This is a genomic window from Geothermobacter hydrogeniphilus (assembly GCF_002898515.1).
In the GTDB taxonomy this organism is placed as follows: domain Bacteria; phylum Desulfobacterota; class Desulfuromonadia; order Desulfuromonadales; family Geothermobacteraceae; genus Geothermobacter_A.
Genome location: NZ_PPFX01000006.1, coordinates 93309 through 109958 on the forward strand (window position 1 = coordinate 93309; position 16650 = coordinate 109958).

Annotated in this window: 14 protein-coding genes; all 14 read right to left on the reverse strand. The window is 62.1% G+C overall.

Features of this window, described 5'->3' with window-relative positions; genetic code table 11:
* Nucleotides 1-84: 84 nt before the first annotated feature.
* The 14 genes from C2E25_RS04380 to C2E25_RS04445 all read right to left on the reverse strand — a co-directional run bounded on the left by C2E25_RS04380 (nucleotide 85) and on the right by C2E25_RS04445 (nucleotide 16637).
* A complete protein-coding gene (locus tag C2E25_RS04380) occupies nucleotides 85-513 on the reverse strand; it encodes a universal stress protein (protein WP_103114572.1) in 429 nt (142 codons plus the stop codon).
* Nucleotides 514-554: 41 nt separating this feature from the next.
* Complete coding sequence (locus tag C2E25_RS04385) at nucleotides 555-1538, reverse strand: GNAT family N-acetyltransferase (protein WP_103114573.1); 984 nt, start codon at nucleotides 1536-1538, stop codon at nucleotides 555-557.
* A gap of 250 nt (nucleotides 1539-1788) precedes the next feature.
* Nucleotides 1789-2631 (reverse strand): benzoyl-CoA reductase subunit D, encoded by an 843-nt coding sequence (gene bcrD, locus C2E25_RS04390; RefSeq protein WP_103114574.1) that lies wholly within the window; start codon nucleotides 2629-2631, stop codon nucleotides 1789-1791.
* 129 nt (nucleotides 2632-2760) lie between these two features.
* Nucleotides 2761-4062 (reverse strand): benzoyl-CoA reductase subunit A, encoded by a 1302-nt coding sequence (gene bcrA, locus C2E25_RS04395; protein ID WP_103114575.1) that lies wholly within the window; start codon nucleotides 4060-4062, stop codon nucleotides 2761-2763.
* Between the two features lie 272 nt (nucleotides 4063-4334).
* The gene (gene bcrB / locus C2E25_RS04400) at nucleotides 4335-5642 is read right to left on the reverse strand and encodes a benzoyl-CoA reductase subunit B (RefSeq protein WP_103114576.1); all 1308 of its coding nucleotides are present in this window, start codon (nucleotides 5640-5642) and stop codon (nucleotides 4335-4337) included.
* Nucleotides 5639-6814 (reverse strand): benzoyl-CoA reductase subunit C, encoded by a 1176-nt coding sequence (bcrC, locus tag C2E25_RS04405; protein ID WP_103114577.1) that lies wholly within the window; start codon nucleotides 6812-6814, stop codon nucleotides 5639-5641. Before bcrC ends, bcrB begins: the two co-directional genes overlap by 4 nt.
* Nucleotides 6815-7200: 386 nt before the next feature.
* Complete coding sequence (locus C2E25_RS04410; RefSeq protein ID WP_103114578.1) at nucleotides 7201-7521, reverse strand: type II toxin-antitoxin system RelE/ParE family toxin; 321 nt, start codon at nucleotides 7519-7521, stop codon at nucleotides 7201-7203.
* A complete protein-coding gene (locus tag C2E25_RS04415) occupies nucleotides 7521-7796 on the reverse strand; it encodes a type II toxin-antitoxin system Phd/YefM family antitoxin (protein ID WP_103114579.1) in 276 nt (91 codons plus the stop codon). Before C2E25_RS04415 ends, C2E25_RS04410 begins: the two co-directional genes overlap by 1 nt.
* A gap of 304 nt (nucleotides 7797-8100) precedes the next feature.
* Nucleotides 8101-8880, reverse strand: coding sequence for a formate dehydrogenase accessory sulfurtransferase FdhD (gene fdhD, locus C2E25_RS04420; RefSeq protein WP_103114580.1), 780 nt, complete (start codon nucleotides 8878-8880; stop codon nucleotides 8101-8103).
* A 30-nt stretch (nucleotides 8881-8910) separates the two neighbouring features.
* Nucleotides 8911-9537 (reverse strand): 2Fe-2S iron-sulfur cluster-binding protein, encoded by a 627-nt coding sequence (locus C2E25_RS04425; protein ID WP_103114581.1) that lies wholly within the window; start codon nucleotides 9535-9537, stop codon nucleotides 8911-8913.
* A gap of 166 nt (nucleotides 9538-9703) precedes the next feature.
* The gene (gene nuoF, locus C2E25_RS04430) at nucleotides 9704-11614 is read right to left on the reverse strand and encodes an NADH-quinone oxidoreductase subunit NuoF (RefSeq protein WP_103114582.1); all 1911 of its coding nucleotides are present in this window, start codon (nucleotides 11612-11614) and stop codon (nucleotides 9704-9706) included.
* Nucleotides 11615-11663: 49 nt separating this feature from the next.
* Nucleotides 11664-12128, reverse strand: a complete 465-nt coding sequence (locus tag C2E25_RS04435; protein ID WP_103114583.1) for a complex I 24 kDa subunit family protein — start codon at nucleotides 12126-12128, stop codon at nucleotides 11664-11666.
* Between the two features lie 233 nt (nucleotides 12129-12361).
* On the reverse strand, nucleotides 12362-13126 hold the full coding sequence (locus C2E25_RS04440) for a hydrogenase iron-sulfur subunit (protein WP_103114584.1): 765 nt from the start codon (nucleotides 13124-13126) through the stop codon (nucleotides 12362-12364).
* Between the two features lie 439 nt (nucleotides 13127-13565).
* On the reverse strand, nucleotides 13566-16637 hold the full coding sequence (locus C2E25_RS04445) for an FAD-dependent oxidoreductase (protein ID WP_103114585.1): 3072 nt from the start codon (nucleotides 16635-16637) through the stop codon (nucleotides 13566-13568).
* Between the last annotated feature and the right edge of the window lie 13 nt (nucleotides 16638-16650).

Genomic DNA, 16650 nt, shown 5'->3' on the forward strand with positions numbered 1-16650 from the left:
CGAACCGGGTCTGTTCACCCGTGTCAGGTGGGAACGGATGCCAGGGGGGCTAACCCCTCCGTCGATCGGTTGCCGGTCACAGGCTCAAAGAACCAGTACCGGACACTTTACCTTATGAATAACACTGTTTGCAACCTGGCCGAACAGCAGATCACGCAATTCGCTCACCGGATTGCGGCCGATGGCGAGCAGTTCATAGCCGCCGCTGTCGGCGAGCTTGCAGATGGTTTCCAGCACTTCCCCTTCCTTGAGCAGGGTTTCAACGGCGAGTCCGGCCTGTATAAAACGCTGTTTCTGTTCGGCGATGAACTGTTCGGCTTCCCGGCGGGCGCGGGCGGCGAATTCCGCGTAGCTTTTTTCCGGGAAGCCTCTGACCGCCAGCCGCTCCAGGTCAAGGACGTGCAGCAGGACCAGAGGCGGGGTGAGGTGTTGCCTGAGGGCGATCAGCCCTTCAACCGTGCGGGCCGAAATGGAGGATTGATCCAGCGGAACCAGTATCTTCTGAGTTAGCATGATTTCTCCCTGTTGAAATAACAGATCAGCGGCGAGCTGATTCAAATGATCGTCTTGCCCAGCAGCAGACGCTGGGACGGGTTAAACCCGCAACGCTGCAGGAACCGCCGCAGCTCGTACTCCTCCCAGGCGACCTGGGTCCGCAGCGCCTCGACCTGCAGGGTGGCGAGGTTGTTCAGCAGCTGGGAGAGCAGGGCCCGGCCGACGCCGGTGCCCTGCTCCGCCGGATGCACGCCGATGGTGTCGAGGGTCGCCGTCTGGCTGGCGCGGCCGAATTCACCGTAATCGACTCGGGCCATGATGAACCCGGTGATGATCCCGTCGCGCTCGGCGACCAGGGAGACCCGGATTCCCGATTCTACCAGCATTTCACGAAATTTGGTCTGATAATAGTCGCCGCGTTCACGGCCGGTCAGCTTGCGGTCGATGCGTACCACGTCATCCAGGTCGGCCTCCTGCAGCGAGCGGGTCAGCACCCGGTCGCGACTGAGGGTGTCGTAGTCGTTGCCTCCGGGACCGCTGTGGACCCGCCACTGGCCGTCCATCCGGACGCTGGTCATCTCGGCGACCGGTTCGGCCAGCGGCGAGGTGTCGCGTTCCAGGATCCGGCCCGCCGTCAGGCTGAACCCGGAGGTGGAGAAGAAGCGGGTCATGCCGTGATCGTTCCAGTCGACCTCGGTGCGCAGCTGTGCCACGTCCCGCTTTCGCATCCGCTGTTCGATCGCGGCCAAAACCGCGCTGCCGATACCTTTCCCCTGGACGTCGGGATCAACGCCGATGACATCGAAGATCGCCAGCCTGCCGGCCTGTCCGTATTCCCCTTCCTGCAACCGGACGAAGGCGAATCCGCGCAAGTGACCGCTCTGCAGGGCCGCGCTGGTGATGAAGGTCTCCGGTGACGCCGTGGCGACGGTCAGGCGCTTTTCGTAAAATCCGCGCCGGGAGCGACCGACGATGCGGCTGTCGATGTCGCAGACAGCTTCCAGGTCATCAGGATGGAGTGATCGAAATGTCAGCTGGCTCATCTGTCGTTCCTCCGGTTTTTCAGGCCAGGGTTGGCCGCCAAGGCGCCAGGAACGCCAAGAAAACCTTTTTTAACGGAGAGCCGCAGAGGGGGAGAGAACGCAGAGAAAACCAAAAGCAGTTTTTGGTTTTGAACCCATAAGATTCTCTCTCTGGCTCTGCTCCTCCCCGCCTCTCCGTTAAATCGGTTTTGAATCTTTTGGCGCTCTTGGCGTCTTGGCGGCGGGAGATTTTCATAAATAGTATCGCGGCTCAGGACGCCTTCGGCAGCTGCCCCTTCTCCTTCAGCTTGTGGTAGCGGAAGGCCCCCCAGATCGCCGCGCCGATGGCGCCGGCGTAGAGCGAATCGGGGTGGGTGGCGATGCGGGTGGCCATCTTCTGTTCGTCCATACCGTCCTGCATTGCCTTGACCAGCCCGGAGTCGAGGGCCAGGCCGCCGGTCATCATCACCACCCCCTGGACCACGCCGATCGCCTTGAGCAGCTTGATCAACCGCCCGGCCATCGATTCGTGGATGCCGCGCAGGATGTCGCTCGGCGGAATCGAGCGGGAGACCATGTTGATGACATCGGTTTCGGCCAGCACCGCGCAGATGCCGCTGACCTTCTCCGGGTTGGTCGACTGCCGCGACAGCTCGCCGATTTCATCCTGCGAGATGCCCAGGTAGCGGGAGATGTTTTCCAGGAATTGCCCGGAGCCGGAGGCGCACTGGCTGGTCATCCGGTAGTTGAGCACCTTGCCCTGGGCGTCGATGCGGATCGCCCGGCCGTTGAGGGCGCCGATGTCGAGCACCGCCCGGGCCTCGGGGTTGAGGTAGATAGCGCCCCGGGCGTGGGTGGTCATGGAGTAGAAGTGCCCGGTCGCATCCCTGACGTTCTCCCCCTCGCCGGTGGTGGCGATGTAGTCGACGGCTTCGCGGCGCAGGCCGGTTTCGGCGAGTACCGCCTCGACCGATTCCGCGATCAGCTCGAAGCGGTCGTTCTGGCGGATGCGTAGGTCGCGACGGGCGAGCCAGCGGTGGGTGTCGCCTTCCGTCTGGAAAAGAACGGTTTTGATGACGCCGGAGCCGACGTCGATGCCGATGCTGGTGGTCATGCCGGTTCTCCTTCCGGAACTGCCTTGAAGAAATCTTTTGCCGCCAAGACGCCAAGGACGCCAAGAAAAGCCAAAAGATTGTGATTTCCTTGACGCTCTTGGCGCCTTGGCGGCAAAGCTCTTTTCTGTTCAATTCACCGCCCGGTGGGCGAAGCTCGCTCCGCCGAGGGCGCCGGTGTAAATCGAGGCGGCGCTGATGTTGATGGTGACGTCGCCGTAATTCTCCTGCACCAGCTTGCGCAGTTCCCGCACCGCGGCCTGGTTCTTGGCCACCCCGCCGGTGAAGGTGAACTGGTCGTGCACCCCGCCGGCGCGGGAGAGGATCGACATGGCGCGGAGGATGATCGAGCGGTGCAGACCGGCGAGGATCTCGGCGCGGTCCTCGCCGAGGGACAGGCGGTCGCGCAGCTCGGCGCCGGCGAAGACGGTGCAGGTGGAGTTGATCCGCAGTGCCCGGGTCGCCTTCATGGCCATCGGGCCGAGTTCGTGCAGGCCGATGTTCATCTCGTCGGCGATGTAGCCGAGATAGCGGCCGCAGCCGGCCGCGCAGCGGTCGTTCATCTGGAAGTTGGTGACGATGCCGTTCTCATCCACCTGGATCCCTTTGGTGTCCTGGCCGCCGATGTCGAGCACCGTGCGGGTTTCCGGGAACATCATGTGGGCGCCGAGGCCGTGGCAGAGAATCTCGGAGCGGATATGCTCCTTGGGGAAAGGCAGACGGATGCGGCCGTAGCCGGTGCCGACCACGTAGGTCTCCTCCAGCTCGATGGCCAGCACCCTGGTGAGTGCCGCCCGGGCCTCGGTTTCGCTGATCGCCACGTCGCTCGCGTCCTGCAGTGCCCGCGCCAGTCCCTTGAGCATCTGCCGGCCGACCTCCTCGTCGGCGGGGACCAGGCTCTCGACATCAATGATCGACTTGTCGTAGATGTTGAGCAGGGTTTCGAAGCTGATGTCGGACTCCTTGGCCACCTTGCCGGCGATGTTCATGAAACGCGCCCCGGCCAGGTCGCGGAAGAAGTCCGACTTGCGTTCGGCGCCGCGGGCGTAGATCTGCGGGGCCTCCGCCTCGATGGCGCGGAAGATCGGCGCCAGGGCTTCACGCAGGGCGGCTTTGTTCTCCTTGAAGCGCGGCTGGTCGAGATAGCCGTCGCAGGTCTCTTCGAGCTGCTTCAGTTCGGTGAGAAACTGTTCCAGGCGGAAACTCCGCTCCAGGTCTTCGAGCAGCGCTTCCACTCCGCCGGCCGTGCCGAGCTGCTGTTTGAAGAGGGTGAAGCGGGCGGCGATCTTCGCCTCCTGCTTGGTGACCGCGGCGGCAACATCGTAGTTGGAGCGGGAGTTGGTGATGCCGCGGCCGAGGATCTCGCGGTTCTCGTCCATCAGCACCGCCTTGGTGGTGGTCGAACCCAAATCAATTCCGATAAATGTCCGCATAAGCTGTCCTTTATTGATGCACCCCGGTCAATGCCGGTTCCGTAACCCCGACAAAAACTGCTTGCCGCCAAGTCGCCAAAAAAATCCTTTTAACGCAGAGGCGCAGAGAGGGAGAGCGCGCAGAGAGAAGCAGGGGCTTTTCAGGGTAAAACGAAAACCAAAGATCTTTGGGTTTCTCTCCATCTCTGCATTCTCTGCGCCTCTCCGTTGAAATGTGTTTTGACTCTCTTGGTGCTCTTGGTGCCTAACGCTTCAGGTTTCAGTCCTGTTCTTCAGGACCTTTTATTCATGGTTGCCGGAGCCGCGGGTCCGGAGCCGCCGGCCCGGCGCTTCTGGTCGATCATCTGGAAATAGCTCTCCAGGCGGTTCTTGACGTTGGCCGCGGAGAAGTAGCGCGGATCGACCAGGTCGGTCTCGATGAAGGCGGCCGGCTTGCCGGTCAGCTTCTCGACCTCGCGCATCATCACCAGCTGCCCGGCGGAGAAGCTGTTGCAGCTCTTGATCGAGTTGATCAGCAGCCCGTCGGCCTCGTACTCGATGACGTTGCGGGCCAGCATGTCGACCCGGGTCGGCAGGTTACGGTTGGTGTAGACCCCCAGGCAGTAGTCGGCCAGGCTTTCGAGGGGATGCTCCGGGTCGTGGCGGAAGCCGTCGTAGTCGTAGACCCCGCCGACCTTGGTGTAGGAGCTGGCCACCACCACCGCGCCCTCCTCGTAGAACATCTTCCAGAAGTCGCGGAAGGAGGTCCAGTTGGGCGGGCCCTCGACCACCAGCCGGTACTTCTCCTCCGGCATGTCCCCCTCCGGGGTCATGGCGCCCAGGCCCTGTTCGATCCGCTGCTCGATCTCGGCACGCAGCAGCCGGTAGTACTCGATGGCGTCGTCGGTGCCGCGGAAGGCGGTGAAGATCGGGCCCATGTAGTAGACCCCGCCGAAGTAGCAGTCGATGGGGGAGGGCTTGCGCTTGGCCTGCTCCAGCATCCACACCAGGTCGTCTTCGGCCCGGGCCGACTTGCGCAGGTACTCGCGCAGCCGGTCGATGTCGAACTTGATCCCGGAGACCTGTTCCAGGGTCGGGATGACCTCTTCCTTGAGCTGCTTGACGATGTAGTCGCGCATGTTTTGGGTCGGCCGGCCGTCGGCGGCGTAGGGGACATGCAGCATCACCGTCGGGCACCGGTACTCCTCGCGCAGCAGCTCGAACCACTTCATGAAGGTGAAGCAGCCGGTGTAGGAGAGCAGCAGCAGGTCGGGATCGGGCATCGGCTTGCCGTTGGGGGCGATGTTGCCCCTGGCCATCATGCCGATGTCGGCCTTGACGTAGGTGCAGACATCCTCGGAGTGGCCGCTGCGCTCGGCCTCGACGATCATCTCGCCCGACTTCTTGCGCATGCCGTTCTGGATGGCGTTGATCTCCGGCAGGTTGTTGGCGATATCGAAACACATCAGCAGCTCGTTGAGGTTGCCCGGCACGAAGGTCGAGGAGACCTTGACCTCGCCGCTGGTGATCTTGTCGTAGTTGCGGCGGATCATCTCCTTCTGCTTGAGCTGCGAGGGGGATTTGACGACGTCCTGACTCATGAGGCGCTCCATAACTTGATCGAATCGGCGAAGGTACCGGCCTGTTCGCGGATCGGCTGCATCTGCCCCGAATTCTCGGCGTACTGCATGGTGATGTAGGGGATGTTGCGTTCCGCCACCCGCCTGACGATCATCGGCTGGTCGAGCAGGGCCGGGTCGCAGAAGCTCGGCGCGGCGAAGATCACGCCCTCGGCGCCGCGCTTCTCGATCAGGCCGAGCAGGTAGCTGCCCTTCTTCTCCATGTCGGCCTCGTACTTGGCGGCGGTTTCGGCACTGTGGTGCAGAAAGGCCCGGCAGAGGTTGGCGAGCGGATCGCCGTCGGTCGGCACCTCTTCCAGCAGCCAGCGGTTGACCAGCATGAAATCGTCGTCGACGATGTAGCAGCCGGCCAGCTCGATCGACTTGATCAGGTTCAGCGGCGGTTGTTCGCAGAAGGACCCGGTCATCACCACCCGGCAGTTGTCGCGCAGCGGCCGGTCCTCGGCCTCGGCCGCCGCCAGGTAGTCGCGCAGCAGCGCGCTGTGCTCCTCCGGCGGCAGCACCATCCCGGCCCGCATCAGCAGGTAGACCTCGAAGGCCGGGGCCTTCCACGGGGTCGCGGACCGGTAGTCGTAGACTCGGTTCACCCATTCGCGGTTCTCGTTGTAGACGGCGATCGAGCGGTTCAGCTGCGCGTCGCTGATTTTCCGCCCGGCAAGCTCTTCCAGGTCGGCGCGCAGCTCGCCCAGCTCGTGGGCGTAGAAGCGGCCGCCGATCTCGTCGCGGAAATTCTGCGGGGTGTCGAAGTAGCGGACGTACTTCTCCTTGAACATCAGTTGCCAGATGCCGGTCAGGTTGCGGATCACGTCGCAGATCGAGGGGAACAGCATGCCGTCGACGAAGTCGAGCTTGCCGGTGATCGCCAGGTCGATGGTCGAGCGGGGGATGCGGCAGATGTAGCTCTGGTAGTAGGCGTCGCCGTGGATCACTTCCATGTCGGCGCCGCCGCCGAGGATGCCTAGCGGCAGCATGCCGGCGGCATGGATGATCTCCCGCGGGACATAGACCGGCATGTAGCCGATCACCTTGCGCCCCGGCTCGGCCTCCTTCCATTGCCGCGCCCGGGTGAAATCCAGGTCGGCGTAGATCTCCTGGCAGAAGTCGACGATCTGCTTGACGGACTTGGTAGCCATACAGGTTCTCCCGGCGGGTTCTAGGTGTGTCTCTACGGTTCGGGACGGCTCGTGACCGCTCGCTGCTGCAGGTTCAAGCATAGCAGGCGAGGCGGGTTTCGCAGCCTTCCCGGAGTGTTTCTGTGAAACATTATGGTATTATGGTGCTTCAATACCAATTTAATGTCAACGAAAAAATCTACGGGGTGATTACGGCCTGAATCCGTGAGTCCCTTGTCGGCGGATAGCACAAGTCATTGCCCTGCCTGAGCTTCCCAAAAATCACCAGCGAACCTATGGGTGCGCTTCAGATTTTTGGAAATCTCATTCAGACCAAGCACTTGCACTCTCCATCCAACAGGAACTCACGGATTCAGGTACGGGGCAGGGCGATCGGCCGGTCGCCTCTACAGCAGGCGGTTCTGCAAAAGGGTCTGCATGTCCCGGCGGCCGTCGGTTATCAGCATGACGTAGATGTCCTCGCCGGTGATTCGGTAGATAATGCGATAGGGTTTGTAAAAGACCTCGCGAAATTCCCGGATTCCGAGTTCCTGCAATTCCCGGGGATAAGCACCGCGCTGAGGCATCTCGGCCAGGCAGGAAAAAACCGATTCTATCCGGCGGAGCAGGTCATCGGCTTTTTCCGGCATGTCGTGTCGGGCAACGTAGGCGTAGAGTTCTTCAAGGTCGTGTGCGGCATCGTCGGTCAAAAAAACCTTGCCGGCCATTACCTCTCAAGCCCCTTGGATCTCAGTCGGGCGACAACATCTTCAGCCGCCTGGACCCGGCCCTCTTCGATCTGGCGATTGCCGAGGGCCAGGATTTTCAGCAGGGCCAGCCTCTCCTGGTCCCGTTCGTAGCTGTGAATATTCTGCACCACGGCTTTCGCTTCACCATTCTGGGTGATGATCAACGGACTCCCCTGTTTTTCCAGGTTGCGAAAAATCTCCGCGGTATGTGACTTGAGATAACTGATCGGTTTGATCTGGTCGGATAGTTTCATCGGTTCGCTCCCTTCGCTGACAGAACTAAATATAGTCCTTATATGGTCATACGTCAACGTAAGGGGACGACCCCTGTCTTCTCCAAGCGCCATGGGCCAGGGGCGACCGGCCGGTCGCCCCTACTACGGATGTGCGGGATGGTCGTTCAGGAGACCCTGAATCAGTGAGTTTCTGTTGGATGGAGAGTGCACGTGCTTGGTCTGCAAGAGATTTCCAGAAATCTTAAGCGCACCCATAGGTTCGCTGGTGATTTTTGGGAAGCTCAGGCAGATCAATGACGTGTGCTATCCGCCGACAAGGAGCTCACTGATTCAGGGAGACCGTCAGCTGCTGCGGATGACTGAAGATTTCCATCCTGTCGCCGCGCAGGTAGCCGATCAGAGTGATGCCGGCCTGTTCGCAGAGGTCGATCGCTTTGTCGGTCGGTGAGGTACGCGAGGCCAGCAGGCCGACGCCGAGGCGGGCCGCCTTGGCGACCATCTCGGTGGAGATCCGTCCCGAGGTTACCAGCAGCTTGTTCTGCAGGTCGAGGTTGCGGAACAGGGCTTCGCCGGCCAGTCGGTCGAGGGTGTTGTGGCGGCCGATATCCTCGGCGTAGAGTCGCAGGCCGTCGCTGTCGCCGATGGCCGCCGAATGGATGCCGCCGTGGTTGCGGTAGTGCTCGGCGCGGTCGTTCAACTCCCGCATGACGTGGAAGACGTCCGCGGTTCGGTAGCTGCGGGAAAGGGCGGCGGAAGAACGGAGGATGCTTTGCGGCAGGTTGAAGGTGATGCCGGTGCCGCAGCCGGAGGTCAGGATCGGCCGCAGCTGCCCGGGGATTTCACGTTTGAGCCGCAGCTCGGCCTGGGCGTCCGCCTGGCAGACGCCCATGATGATGATATCGTCGAGACTGTCGATGAAGCCCTGCAGGCGCAGGAAGCCGGCGACCAGGTAATTGAGCTGGTGGGGTGAGCAGACCAGGGTCGCCAGGTCATGGTCGTTGACCCGCAGCCGCAGGGGGAATTCCTCCACCACCCGGCGTGCCGCTTCTTCCCTCCGGCCCTGGATGATTCGGACTATGTTTCGGTTGGAGGGTCGTTCCATCAGTCACCCGTTTCGGTGCGCGTGTCCCGGTTATCCGCGGCTTGAGCAGCCTCCGCAACTGCTCGGTTCCTCCGGCGGGGTCAGCAGCGATTCGGTCAGCACATAGGCGGCCTGCAGCGCCGAGGTCGGGCAGAGGGGGAAGCATTCCTTGCAATCCCAGCATTCCTTGACGGCGATCTCCGGGATGAAGTTGATCTCCCGCTTCGCCCCCCGGTCGAAAAAGCTGACCGCGTGCTTCTGCTTGACCTCGGCGCAGTATCGCACACAAAGCCCGCAGAGGATACAGAAGGATGGTTCCTTTTCAAAGCGATGGGGGTCGGCGCCGTACTCCCCGGCCAGTTCCAGCAGGTCCTCCGAGTCGGGGGCGTGGGACAGCATCTGCTCCAGCAGCACCTTGCGCATCCGGTTCACCTGCTCGGTCCGGGTCCTGACCACCAGGCCCTTCTCCGCCGGGTAGAGGCAGGCGGCGACGAAACTGGTTCGGCCGCCGGCATCGGCTTCCACGGTGCAGATCCGGCAGGCACCGTAGGGGGCCAGCTTTTCATGATGGCAGAGGGTGGGGATGGCGATCCCGGCGCTCTGGGCCGCCTCGAAAACGGTCATGCCGGGCTTGGCGGCAACCTCTTTGCCGTCGATCTGCAGAATAATATCACTCATGGTCGGTCTTCCTTTGTGTTTTCGCAAGAAAACAACAATGATGTTGGCTAAGCAAAAAACGCCAGCAGCAAGGCGCGCGTTTGTTGAGCAATGAGACGTACTTACGTACGTCGAAGCAGCGAGATAAACGCAGCAACGCAGCTACTGGGGAGTTTTTGTGACGTCATCATCCTATGGCCCGCTGTTCTTCGGGAACAGGCGCGGGGACGGGTTCGCCGGACAGCTTGCCGACCGCGCCAAAGGCCGCGGGACAGGCATCAAGGCAGGAGCCGCATCGGGTGCATTTGTCCTGATCGATGACGTGAATGCGCTTCTTGCCGCCGTCGATGGCCTCGGCGGGGCATTTCCTCAGGCAGGCCCCGCAGGCCCGGCACTTCTCCGGATCGATATGGAAGGCGATCAGCTGCTTGCAGGAGAGCGACGGGCAGCGCTGGTCATGGATGTGGGCCTCGTACTCGTCGCGGAAATGCTTCAGGGTGCTGAGGACCGGGTTGGGGGCGGTTTTGCCGAGGGCGCAGAGCGAGGCTCCGCGGGTGGTCTCGGCCAGGTCCTGCAGTCGCTCGATGTCACCCTCTTTGCCCTGGCCGTTGGTGATCCTGGTGAGAATCTTCAGCATCTGGCGGATGCCCTCGCGACAGGGGGTGCACTTGCCGCAGGATTCATCGCTGAGAAAGCCGAGGAAGTAGCGGGCGAGATCGACCAGGCAGGTGTCTTCGTCCATGACGATCATGCCGCCGGAGCCCATCATGGCGCCGGCCCGGGTCAGTTCGTCGAAGTCGACCTGGGTGTCCAGCAGGTCGGCCGGGAGGCAGCCGCCCGAGGGGCCGCCGGTCTGCACCGCCTTGAACGCCTTGTCACCGGGGATGCCGCCGCCGATCTTGAAGATGATGTCGCGCAGGGTGGCGCCCATCGGCACTTCCACCAGCCCGGTGTTGTTGACCTTGCCGACCAGGGAGAAGATCTTGGTGCCCTTGCTGCCCTCGGTGCCGATGGCGTTGAAGAATTCGGCGCCGCGGTTGATGATCAGGGGGATGTTGGACCAGGTTTCGACATTGTTGATATTGGTCGGCTTGTTCCACAGGCCCTTGATCGCCGGGAAGGGGGGACGGGCATTCGGTTCGCCCGGCATGCCTTCGAGGGACTTGAGCAGCGAGGTCTCCTCGCCGCAGATGAAGGCCCCGGCGCCGCGATGGACCTTGACGGTGAAATCGAAACCGGAACCGAGAATATCCTGGCCGAGCAGGCCGTGCTCTTCCGCCCTGGCGATGGCGACCTCGAGGTTTTCCACCGCCAGCGGGTATTCCTGGCGGATATAGACATAGCCCTCACTGGCGCCGATGGCGTAGGCGCCGATCATCAAGCCTTCGAGGACGGCGTAGGGATTGCCCTCCATCAGCGAGCGGTCCATGTAGGCGCCCGGGTCGCCCTCGTCGCAGTTGACGACCACGTATTTCTGCTCGCCCGGCGCGTTGCGGGCGAAATCCCACTTGACGCCGGAGGGGAAACCCGCGCCGCCGCGGCCGCGCAGTCCGGCCTCCTTCACTTCGCCGACCACCTGTTCCGGGGTCATCTCGAAGAGCGCCTTGACCAGCGCCTGGTAGCCGCCGGCGGCGAGGTAATCCTCCAGGCTCTGCGGATCGATTTCCAGGTTCAGGCCGAGGATCAGGCGCTGCTGGTGCTTGTAGAAGGGGATCTCGTTTTCCAGGGTCGCCTTCTCGCCGGTGGTCGGGTCGACATAGAGCAGCCGGTCGACCACCTTCTTGTTGACGATGGTTTCGGTGATGATTTCGGCGACATCCTCCGGCTTGACCTTGAGATAGCAGATCCCTTCCGGGTAGATGACGGCGACCGGTCCCTGTTCGCAGAAGCCGTGACAGCCGGTGCGCCGGAAACGGACCTTGCCGGTCAGTCCCTGCTTTTCCAGCTCCTGCTCGACCGCCGCGGCCACCGGGCCGCAGCCGGTGGCATGGCAGGCACTGCCGGAACAGAGGGTGAAGCAGGGCTGGTCGGCATCCCTTTGCGCGAGAATCTGCTGGCGGAATTCCTCCAGCTCGGCAGCTGATTTCATCCTTGGCATAGTCTTTCCTTATTCACTGATGGCATCGCAAGATAAATTTGCAAAACCATCATTCACTGCTGCAGGTGCATTTCTTCAACACTTCTGCGGTTTCGGCGGTTTCCACGTTGCCGTGATATTCACCATCGACCACCATCACCGGTCCCAGGGCGCAACAGCCGAGGCAGTTGACGGTTTCGACGCTGAAATTCAGCTCGGGGTCGGTTTCGCCGGGGCCGACTCCGGTCACTTCCCTGACCGTGTCGAGCACCCGCTCGGCGCCACGCACGTGACAGGCGGTGCCCATGCAGACGTGAACCTCGTGGCGCCCCTTGGGCACCAGGCTGAAGGTCTTGTAGAAGGTTGTGATGTGCCGGATGCGGCTCATCGGCACCTTGAGCCGCTCGCTGACCCGCGTCAGTGCCTCTTTGGGCAGCCAGTTGTTCTGGCTCTGGATTTCCAGCAGCACCTGGATCAGCGATCCGGCCTCGCTCTGGTGATTGTCAATGATCTGATCGATGGTTCCGATATCCATGGAGTTCCTCTTGCTTGCTGTATGTAATTTCTACCCGTGAGATCTTGTGCCGCCAAGACGCCAAGGACGCCAAAAAAGGCTTTGTAATGCAGAGATGCTGAGGTTAGAACACTGACCGAGCCAATATCCGGTTGTGATTTCATGCCCCAAAAGGATCTTGGCTCTTCTTTCCGGCTCTCCCTTAAAGCTTTTGACTCTCTTGGCGCTCCTGGCGTCTTGGCGGCAGCGTCTCTTTACGCCAGCGCGAAGCACTTCTGTTCGGCGTCGAAACGCACCAGCCCCTGGGTGGTCGACTCCTTGAGGTGCCGCGAGACGTCACCCGGCTCCAGGTCCAGGGCCCGGGCGATCTCCGCGCTGCTGAGCGGCTTCTGCCGCAGCAGCAGGGTCAGCTGGCTGATGGCCAGCTTGTCGACCAGCAGCTGGTCGAACAGCCGCGCAAAATCCTCGCCGGCGAAATAGTCGGCGTACTCCTCTTCGGTGGCAAACCGTGCCCGCAGCCGTTCTCGCTCCACCAGCTTGATGTAGGGAACCATCTTGTTGAGGGCCTCCAGCTTCAGCTTCAGGGTCTCGGGCTCGATCCCCTCGCCCTTGCCGAGCGGGCCGAAGCCCTTGAGCTGCTTGCCGAAGTCGTTCATCACCTCGGCGTAGCGGGCCCCTTCCGAGGCGGCGATCCACTCCAGGCGCAGGCGCAGCGGGTTGATGCCGATCCGCTCCAGCAGCTTGCGGCAGAGGTGCATGTTGAACAGGGCATCGTAATTGCCCTCGGTCACGTAGTGGCATTCGCCCGGCCAGCAGCCACCGATGAAGACCCCGTCCGCGCCCCTGGAAAAAGCGCGCAGGACAAAGGAGATGTCGACCCGGCCGGTACACATGACCCGGATAATCTTGGTTTCGGTACTATATTGTTGTCTGGAAACTCCAGACAGGTCCGCAGCCCCGTACGCTCACCAAGTGCACAAGAATCCGATGACGCTGGGCTTGTATTCAAATCCTGCCATGGTTTCCTCCTTTCTTTTGGGGCTGAGGAAAAACGCTCATCTGCGGCGCTGGCCTCATCCCTCGTCAACGACGTACCTTCCGGTACGCCTTATTCCTCGGGATTTCGGCCGCCTTGCATCTGTACATTTTTACTCAGCCCTTGTCAGTCGTTTGGAAGGTGGTGAAAGTCCTTGTCACCACCCGTTCGCTTCGCTCACTCGAGCCACGAAGGACACCGAGAAAATTGTTAGTGTCGCTACCTATGCGCCAGATTCGCCAGGAAAACCTTTCCTTAACGGAGAGGCGCGGAGATGGAGGGGATGCTGAGAAGGCATAAGACCTTTTTGGAGTTTTGAAATCCAAAAGATTTTCTCTCCTTCTTTGCTTCTCTGCGGCTCTCCGTTGAAAGATTTTTTGCACTCCTGGCATCCTGGTTACTGATATTGCTTTTGTGCCTGTTTACGAAATCGCCTCGTCGATCTGGGCGAAGATTTCATCGTCGGTGTAGTGCTTCAGGTAGATTGCCCCGGTCGGGCACTTGGCGTTGCAGAGCCCGTCGCCCTTGCAGAGGACTGCCTCGACCCGGGCCTTGCGGCCCTTTGGGGTCTGGTAGAAGCTGATCGCGTCGTAGTTGCAGGCGCTGATGCAGGCGCCGCAGGAGATGCAGGCGTATTCATTGACATCGCAGACCGCGCCCGAGGCGGTGACCGTATCTCCCGAGAGGATGCCGACCGCCCGCCCGGCCGCGCCGTAGGCCTGGTTGATGGTCTCGTGGATGTGTTTCGGGTACTGCGCGGTGCCGCAGAGGAAGACGCCGTCGGCGGCGAAGTCGACCGGCCGCAGCTTGACGTGGGCCTCCTGGAAGAAACCGTCGGGATTCATCGAAACCTTGAACATCCGTCCCAGGTCCTGGCTGCTTTCGGCCGGTATCACGGCTGCCGACAGGGCCAGCAGATCGGCTTCCAGCTCCAGCTGCTGACCCAGCACCGGGTCGGGGACGGTAATCTTCAGCCCGTTGCCGGCCGCTTCGACCCGCGGTTTCTGTTCCGGCTCGAAGCGGATGAACTTGATGTCCCGCTCGGCGGCCTGGCGGTAGTAATCCTCCTTGAAGCCGTAGGTGCGCATGTCGCGGTAGAGGATGTGGATATCCATCTCCGGGTTGCGTTCCTTGAGCTTGAGGGCGTTCTTGACCGCCTGGCCGCAGCAGACCCGGCTGCAGTAGTTGCGGCCCTCTTCGCGGCAGCCGACGCACTGAATCATCACCAGGCTGCCGGCGTTGGTCACCCGCTCGCTGTCGGCGACGATCTCTCCTTCCAGTTCCAGCTGGGTCAGTACCCGTTCGTTCTCGCCGTAGAGGTATTCGTCGGGGCGATGCTGGTCGGCCCCGGTGGCGACGACGGCAATGCCGTGGGCGATCTTCTGCAGTCGCCCGCCGCGATCGACGGTGGTGACGAAGTTGCCGATATAGCCGGAGACCTCGCGGATCTCGGCGTCGGTGGCGACGTGGATCAGCGGATTGCGGTAGACCTTGCCGATCAGCTGCTGCAGGTGGGCCTGGACATCCATTCCTTCGAGGGTGTAGTGGAGCCGGCGGGCCATGCCGCCGAGGTCGGAGTCCTTCTCCACCAGGTAGACCTCGAAACCCTGGTCGGCCATGTTCAGGGCGCTGGTCATGCCGGCCAGGCCGCCGCCGATGACCAGTGCCGCCTTGTTGACCGGCAGGTCGAATTCCTGCAGCGGTTCCAGGTGCGCGGCCCGCGCCACCGACATGCGGATGATGTCCTTGGCCTTCTGGGTGGCGTTCTCCTTCTCCTTGGAGTGGACCCAGGAACAGTGCTCGCGGATGTTGGCGAACTCGAAGAAGTACTGGTTGAGGCCGGCTTCGCGGCAGGTGTCGCGGAACAGCGGCTCATGGGTGCGGGGGGTGCAGGCCGCCAGCACCACCCGGTTGAGGCCCTTTTCAACGATGGCGTCGGAGATCTGCTTGGCGTTCTCGGTGGAGCAGGCGAACAGGTTCTCGCCCGCCCAGGAGACGTTCTTCAGGGTCGAGGCGTACTCGACCACCGCTGGGATGTCGACCACCCGGCCGATGTTGGCGCCGCAGTGACAGACCACCACCCCGATCTTCAGTTCTTCCTCGGAGACATCCCGTTCCGGCGGGTAGACCCGTTCGCGGCTCAGTTTGTCGCGGCGGTAGTTGAGCAGCTGGCCGCAGAGGGCGTCGGCGCCGCTGGCGGTGACCACCGCCTCGGGGATGTCCATCGGTCCCTGGAAGGCGCCGCTGACGAACACCCCCTTGCGGCTGGTCAGGATCGGGTTGGCCGGGTCGGTCTTGCAGAAGCCGTGCTCGTTCAGTTCGATGTCGAAAGTCCGCGCCAGGCGCTCGGCGTCGGCCGGTGGATTGAGCCCGACCGAGAGTACCACCAGGTCGAACTCCTCCTCCTTGACCCCGTCGTCGAAGGTCGCGTAGCGGATGGTGACGTTCTTGCTCTCCGGGATCTCCCGGCCGACCGTGACATAGCTGCGGATGAAGCGCACGTCGTCGAGCTTCGCGGCGCGCTGGTAGAAGCGTTCGAAATCCTTGCCGTAGGCGCGGATATCATTGTGGAAGATGGTGGCGTCGAGCCCGCTGTCATGGTCCTTGGCGAGGATCACCTGCTTCTGGGTGTAGGTGCAGCAGACCGCCGAGCAGTAGCTGTTGCCGCCGGGGACCACCTGCCGCGAGCCGACGCACTGGATCCAGGCGATCTTCTTCGGGTGGGTATGGTCGGACGGTCGCAGCACCTCGCCTTCGAAGGGGCCGGTGGAGCAGAGCAGCCGCTCGAAATCGAGACTGGTGACGACGTTCTCCATCCGCCCGTAGCCGAAGTCGTTACGCAGTTTCGGATCGAAGATGTCGTAGCCGGGTGAGAGCAGGATCGCCCCGACTTCGACCTCGAACTGTTCCGGCCGCTGGTGCAGGTCAATGGCGTTGGTCTTGCAGGCGCCGACGCAGATCTGGCACTTGTCTTCCTTGAGGTAGAGGCAGGTCTCGGGGTCGACGTAGGTGACCAGCGGCACCGCCTGGGAGAAGTGGATGTGTACCGCCTTGTTGTTCGACAACCCCTGGTTGAAGGGATCGGGGATTTCGACCGGGCAGTAGTCGACGCAGATGTTGCAGCCGGTGCATTTCTCCTCGACGATGTAGCGCGGTTTCTTGGTCAGCGTGACCCGGAAATCGCCCGCCTCGCCGTCGACCCGGTCGACCTCGGTGTAGGTCATGATCTCGATGTTGGGATTGCGCGAGCATTCGATGAACTTGGGCGACTCGATGCACATCGAGCAGTCATTGGTGGGGAAGGTCTTGTCCAGCTGCGACATCTTGCCGCCGAGGGCCGGCGACTTGTCGACCAGGAAAACCCGGAATCCCGATTCGGCGAGGTCGAGGGAGGCCTGGATACCGCTGATGCCGCCGCCGACGATCAGCACGTCGCCCCGGTTTCTGTCTGCGGAATGATTCAACGCCGGTCTTTCGACTGCAGTGTTTGCCATGATTCTTCCTTTA